The sequence below is a fragment of the Actinacidiphila rubida genome, from assembly GCF_900110255.1.
Taxonomy (GTDB): domain Bacteria; phylum Actinomycetota; class Actinomycetes; order Streptomycetales; family Streptomycetaceae; genus Actinacidiphila; species Actinacidiphila rubida.
This window is the reverse complement of sequence record NZ_FODD01000101.1, coordinates 1-5,547: the sequence shown is the minus strand read 5'-3', so window position 1 is coordinate 5,547 and position 5,547 is coordinate 1. Positions and strand designations below refer to the sequence as shown.

The 5,547-nt window shown below is 67.1% G+C and carries 9 protein-coding genes; all 9 read left to right on the top strand.

All coding sequences use genetic code 11. The features are described 5' to 3' along the window. A partial coding sequence (locus BMW99_RS38835) for a preprotein translocase subunit SecY (protein WP_143080632.1) occupies positions 1–615 on the top strand: 615 nt, incomplete at its 5' end. Beyond that, the gene (locus tag BMW99_RS38830; protein WP_069462140.1) at positions 615–1,271 is read left to right on the top strand and encodes an adenylate kinase; all 657 of its coding nucleotides are present in this window, start codon (positions 615–617) and stop codon (positions 1,269–1,271) included. The genes BMW99_RS38835 and BMW99_RS38830, both read left to right, overlap by 1 nt. A 176-nt stretch (positions 1,272–1,447) precedes the next feature. Next, positions 1,448–2,284 carry a type I methionyl aminopeptidase gene (map, locus tag BMW99_RS38825; protein WP_069462139.1) on the top strand — a complete coding sequence of 279 codons (837 nt, stop codon included), beginning with the start codon at positions 1,448–1,450 and terminating at the stop codon, positions 2,282–2,284. A gap of 186 nt (positions 2,285–2,470) precedes the next feature. Next, on the top strand, positions 2,471–2,692 hold the full coding sequence (infA, locus tag BMW99_RS38820) for a translation initiation factor IF-1 (RefSeq protein ID WP_003956442.1): 222 nt from the start codon (positions 2,471–2,473) through the stop codon (positions 2,690–2,692). Between the two features lie 28 nt (positions 2,693–2,720). Next, complete coding sequence (rpmJ, locus tag BMW99_RS38815) at positions 2,721–2,834, top strand: 50S ribosomal protein L36 (protein WP_003956441.1); 114 nt, start codon at positions 2,721–2,723, stop codon at positions 2,832–2,834. A gap of 178 nt (positions 2,835–3,012) precedes the next feature. Continuing rightward, positions 3,013–3,393 (top strand): 30S ribosomal protein S13, encoded by a 381-nt coding sequence (rpsM, locus tag BMW99_RS38810; protein WP_069462138.1) that lies wholly within the window; start codon positions 3,013–3,015, stop codon positions 3,391–3,393. Positions 3,394–3,463: 70 nt separating this feature from the next. After that, positions 3,464–3,868: a 30S ribosomal protein S11 gene (gene rpsK, locus BMW99_RS38805; RefSeq protein ID WP_037912406.1), complete on the top strand. Its 405-nt coding sequence runs from the start codon at positions 3,464–3,466 to the stop codon at positions 3,866–3,868. A 26-nt stretch (positions 3,869–3,894) separates the two neighbouring features. Beyond that, positions 3,895–4,521, top strand: coding sequence for a 30S ribosomal protein S4 (rpsD, locus tag BMW99_RS38800; RefSeq protein WP_069462137.1), 627 nt, complete (start codon positions 3,895–3,897; stop codon positions 4,519–4,521). A 131-nt stretch (positions 4,522–4,652) separates the two neighbouring features. Beyond that, positions 4,653–5,547 (top strand): DNA-directed RNA polymerase subunit alpha (locus tag BMW99_RS38795; protein WP_075018416.1); only part of this gene is annotated, 895 nt, incomplete at its 3' end.

Genomic DNA, 5,547 nt, shown 5'->3' with positions numbered 1-5,547 from the left:
CTCGTGGTCTTCGTCGAGCAGGCGCAGCGCCGCATCCCGGTGCAGTACGCGAAGCGCATGATCGGCCGGCGTTCCTACGGCGGGACGTCCACCTACATCCCGCTGAAGGTCAACCAGGCGGGCGTGATCCCGGTCATCTTCGCCTCGTCGCTGCTCTACATCCCGGCGCTCATCGTCCAGTTCTCCGGATCGACGGCCGGCTGGGCGCAGTGGATCAGCCGCAACATGACCAAGGGCGACCACCCGATCTACATGGCGGCCTACTTCCTGCTCATCGTCTTCTTCGCCTTCTTCTACGTCGCGATCTCCTTCAACCCCGAAGAAGTCTCCGACAATATGAAGAAGTATGGTGGGTTCATCCCGGGTATCCGGGCAGGCCGCCCCACCGCCGAGTACCTGAGTTACGTGCTCAACCGCATCACGTGGCCGGGTGCGCTGTACCTGGGTCTCATCGCTCTCGTTCCGACCGTCGCCATCGCGATCTTCAACGGGAGCAACGGCAACTTCCCGCTGGGCGGCACCAGCATCCTCATCATCGTCGGTGTGGGTCTGGAAACGGTGAAGCAGATCGAGAGCCAGCTCCAGCAGCGCAATTACGAAGGGTTCCTCCGCTGATGCGAATTGTCCTGGTCGGGCCGCCCGGCGCCGGCAAGGGGACGCAGGCCGCGTTCCTCGCCAAGAACCTGTCGATCCCGCACATCTCCACGGGCGACCTGTTCCGCGCCAACATCAACCGGGGCACCGACCTGGGCAAGCAGGCCAAGGCGTACATGGACGCCGGCGACCTGGTGCCCGACGAGGTCACCATCGGCATGGCCGAGGACCGGCTGGACCAGGCGGACGCCGCCGGTGGTTTCCTGCTCGACGGCTTCCCGCGCAACGAGTTCCAGGCGCGGGCGCTGGACGCCTATCTGGCCGCCCACGGCATCGAGTTGGACGGCGTGCTGGACCTGGAGGTCCCCGAGGACGAGGTGGTCAAGCGGATCGCCGGCCGCCGGGTGTGCCGCAACGACAGCGCGCACGTCTTCCACGTCGAGTACAAGCAGCCCGCGACCGAGGGCGTGTGCGACGTGTGCGGCGGCGAGCTGTACCAGCGCAGCGACGACGCGGAGGACAAGGTCCGCAACCGCCTCGAGGTCTACCACCGCGAGACCGAGCCGATCATCGACTACTACAAGCAGCAGGACCTGGTGGTCACGATCTCCGCGCTCGGCCCGGTCGCCGAGGTGACGCAGCGCGCGATGGACGCCCTGCGGCGCGAGGACGGCTGAGCGGCACGACGGGCCGGACCGGCACGACGGTCGGGCGGCAGGACACGGCAGGACAGCAGGACACCCAGCACGGCATACGGCCGTGGTGCCCCGGTGGGCACCACGGCCGTATGGTTGAACAGGCAGATGGGCCCGGGAACCCCGGGGCCGCGGAGTGAAGGAAGGCGTCGGCCGCGATGGTGGAGATCAAGACCCCGGAGCAGATCGCGAAGATGCGGGCGGCCGGACTGGTCGTCGCGGCGATCCACGAGGCGACCCGTGCGGCCGCGGTGCCCGGCGCCACCACCAAGGACCTGGACGAGATCGCCGCGAAGGTGATCGCCGACCACGGTGCCAAGCCGAACTTCCTCGGCTACGGCGGCTTCCCCGGCAACATCTGCACCTCGGTCAACGACGTCGTCGTCCACGGCATCCCGGACCGCGAGACCGTGCTGAAAAGCGGCGACGTGATCGCCATCGACGCCGGCGCGATCGTCGACGGCTGGCACGGCGACGCCGCGTTCACCTGCTTCGTGGGCAGCGGCCACGCGCCGGAGCTGATCGAGCTGAGCCGGGTCACCGAGGAGTCCATGTGGGCCGGCATCGCCGCGTTCCGCAAGGGCAACCGGCTGGAGGACATCTCCCGCGCCGTCGAGACGTACATCCGCCGCCAGCCGCGGCCGGCCACCGGCAAGTACGGCATCGTCGAGGAGTACGGTGGCCACGGCATCGGCACCGAGATGCACATGGACCCGCACCTGCTGAACTACGTCACCAAGAAGCGCGGCCGCGGCATCAAGCTGGTGCCCGGGGTGTGCCTGGCGATCGAGCCGATGGTCACTCTCGGCTCCCCGCACACCCACGTGCTCGAGGACGAGTGGACGGTGAAGTCCGACGACGGCTCGTGGTCCTCGCACTGGGAGCACTCGGTGGCGCTGACCGAGCAGGGCCCGCTGGTGCTCACGGCGCCCGACGGCGGCAGGGCCAAGCTCGCCGAGTACGGCATCACGGCGGCGCCCGACCCGCTGGCGTGACCCGCGGGCCGCTCGCCGTCCATCCGGTGCGGCCCGGCCCGCATGATGATCACCCACGGTGGGCAGATTCCCCGGATTACCCCGGATTCGTGTTTCCGGGAGGCGTGCCGTAGACTCATACGTCGGCCCCGCGTGTCTTCCGGCATGTCCGGAGCCGACCCCGGTAGCCGATCCCGAAAGCAGGACATGGCCAAAAAGCAAGGCGCCATCGAAATCGAGGGCACCGTGATCGAGTCTCTGCCGAACGCGATGTTCAAGGTGGAGCTGCAGAACGGTCACAAGGTCCTCGCGCACATCAGCGGCAAGATGCGGATGCACTACATCCGGATCCTCCCGGATGACCGGGTCGTTGTGGAGCTGTCTCCCTACGACCTGACGCGCGGACGGATCGTCTACCGATACAAGTAGATCTCAAGACCCGGAGAACCTCAGACCCATGAAGGTCAAGCCGAGCGTCAAGAAGATCTGCGACAAGTGCAAGGTGATCCGCCGTCACGGTCGGGTCATGGTCATCTGCGACAACCTGCGCCACAAGCAGCGCCAGGGCTGACGCACACCGACACGCACTCGCAGACTTCGCGCGACGCACACACGTACATACGCAGCACCCGTCGTCCGTCCCGGGCGACGGCACCCCCGGCGGAGGCCGGGGACCCGTCTCGTACCTCGTACGGCGAGCGGGAGCCGGTGCTGTGGAAGACCTCCGAAACCCATCAGGAGCCCAGAAGATGGCACGCCTTTCAGGCGTTGACCTCCCGCGTGAGAAGCGCGTGGAGATCGCCCTCACCTACGTCTTCGGCATCGGCCGCTCGCTCTCGAAGCAGGTCCTCGCCGAGACCGGTGTGAACCCGGACACGCGTGTCCGCGACCTTGCCGAGGAAGACCTCGTCAAGCTGCGCGAGTACGTGGACGCCAATTTCAGGACCGAGGGTGACCTCCGTCGTGAGATCCAGGCCGACATCCGCCGCAAGGTCGAGATCGGCTGCTACCAGGGCCTGCGCCACCGTCGCGGCCTGCCGGTCCACGGTCAGCGGACTCACACCAACGCCCGCACCCGCAAGGGCCCGCGTCGCGCCATCGCCGGCAAGAAGAAGCCGGGCAAGAAGTAGTCCTCAGCGGACCACGCCATAAGCGGTCTTCGCTGTAGGACCGACCACCTCCACCGGGAGAATCCAGGACATGCCTCCTAAGGGCCGTCAGGGCGCAGCCAAGAAGGTGCGCCGCAAGGAAAAGAAGAACGTCGCTCACGGGCACGCCCACATCAAGAGCACGTTCAACAACACCATCGTCTCGATCACCGACCCGCAGGGCAACGTGATCTCCTGGGCCTCGGCCGGCCACGTCGGCTTCAAGGGCTCGCGCAAGTCCACTCCGTTCGCCGCGCAGATGGCCGCCGAGTCGGCCGCCCGCCGCGCGCAGGAGCACGGCATGCGCAAGGTGGACGTCTTCGTCAAGGGTCCCGGCTCCGGCCGTGAGACCGCGATCCGCTCGCTGCAGGCCACCGGCCTCGAGGTCGGGTCCATCCAGGACGTCACCCCGACCCCGCACAACGGCTGCCGCCCGCCGAAGCGCCGCCGCGTCTGACCAGCTGAAACAGGAGATACAAGACAATGGCGCGTTACACCGGGGCCGACTGCAAGCGATGCCGTCGGGAGAAGCAGAAGCTCTTCCTCAAGGGAGCTAAGTGCGAGAGCGCGAAGTGCCCGATCGAGATCCGTCCTTACCCCCCGGGTGAGCACGGGCGCGGGCGCACCAAGGACAGCGAGTACCTGCTTCAGCTGCGTGAGAAGCAGAAGTGCGCGCGTATCTACGGTGTCCTCGAGAAGCAGTTCGTGAACTACTACAAGGAGGCGAACCAGAAGACCGGCAAGACCGGTGAGAACCTTCTGCGCATCCTTGAGAGCCGTCTCGACAACGTGGTGTACCGGGCCGGCTTCGCCAAGTCCCGCGACCACGCGCGTCAGCTGGTGCGTCACGGACACATCACCGTGAACGGCCGCAAGACCGACATCCCGTCGGCCCGCGTCGCCGTGAACGACATCGTCGAGGTCCGTGAGGCCTCGCGGAACCTGGTCCCCTTCCAGGTGGCCCAGGGCGAGGCCGGCGACAAGACCGTGCCCGCGTGGCTGGAGGCCAACGCCGCCAAGCTGCGGATCCTCGTGCACAGCCTGCCCGAGCGCCAGGTGATCGACACCCAGGTGCAGGAGCAGCTGATCGTCGAGCTCTACTCGAAGTAATCCGAGCAGCGCTCACGGTCACGGGCGGCGCGTTCCGCGGGCTCCTTCGGGAGCCCCGGGCCGTGCCGCCCGTACCCTCGTAGTACAGGGGGCGTCAAATAGCGGGCGCCCACGACTGAAGGACCGAACACATGCTGATTGCTCAGCGTCCCTCGTTGACCGAAGAGGTCGTCGACGAGTTCCGCTCCCGGTTCGTGATCGAGCCGCTGGAGCCGGGCTTCGGCTACACCCTCGGCAACTCGCTGCGTCGTACGCTCCTCTCCTCGATCCCGGGTGCGGCGGTCACGTCCATCCGCGTCGACGGTGTCCTGCACGAGTTCACCACCGTGCCGGGCGTCAAGGAGGACGTGATCGACGTCATTCTCAACATCAAGCAGCTGGTTGTGTCCTCGGAGCATGACGAGCCGGTCGTGATGTACCTGCGCAAGCAGGGCCCGGGTGTCGTCACCGCCGCCGACATCGCGCCGCCGGCCGGTGTCGAGGTGCACAACCCCGACCTCGTTCTGGCCACCCTGAACGCCAAGGGCAAGCTGGAGATGGAGCTGACCGTCGAGCGCGGTCGCGGCTACGTCTCCGCGGTCCAGAACAAGCAGCAGGGCCAGGAGATCGGCCGCATCCCGGTCGACTCCATCTACAGCCCGGTGCTCAAGGTCACCTACAAGGTCGAGGCGACCCGTGTCGAGCAGCGCACCGACTTCGACAAGCTGATCGTCGACGTCGAGACCAAGCAGGCCATGCGGCCGCGTGACGCGATGGCGTCGGCCGGCAAGACCCTGGTCGAGCTGTTCGGCCTGGCCCGCGAGCTGAACGTCGACGCCGAGGGCATCGACATGGGTCCGTCCCCGACGGACGCCGCTCTGGCCGCGGACCTCGCCCTGCCGATCGAGGAGCTGGAACTCACCGTCCGCTCCTACAACTGCCTCAAGCGCGAGGGCATCCACTCCGTGGGTGAGCTCGTCGCCCGTTCCGAGGCCGACCTGCTCGACATCCGCAACTTCGGTGCGAAGTCGATCGACGAGGTCAAGG

Excerpts from the sequence above, each read along its gene's own strand:
- infA (WP_003956442.1), top strand. The coding sequence starts at position 2,471 with ATGGCCAAAAAGCAAGGCGCCATCGAAATCGAGGGCACCGTGATCGAG.
- rpsM (WP_069462138.1), top strand. The coding sequence starts at position 3,013 with ATGGCACGCCTTTCAGGCGTTGACCTCCCGCGTGAGAAGCGCGTGGAG.
- rpsD (WP_069462137.1), top strand. The coding sequence starts at position 3,895 with ATGGCGCGTTACACCGGGGCCGACTGCAAGCGATGCCGTCGGGAGAAG.
- map (WP_069462139.1), top strand. The coding sequence starts at position 1,448 with ATGGTGGAGATCAAGACCCCGGAGCAGATCGCGAAGATGCGGGCGGCC.
- rpsK (WP_037912406.1), top strand. The coding sequence starts at position 3,464 with ATGCCTCCTAAGGGCCGTCAGGGCGCAGCCAAGAAGGTGCGCCGCAAG.
- BMW99_RS38830 (WP_069462140.1), top strand. The coding sequence starts at position 615 with ATGCGAATTGTCCTGGTCGGGCCGCCCGGCGCCGGCAAGGGGACGCAG.
- rpmJ (WP_003956441.1), top strand. The coding sequence starts at position 2,721 with ATGAAGGTCAAGCCGAGCGTCAAGAAGATCTGCGACAAGTGCAAGGTG.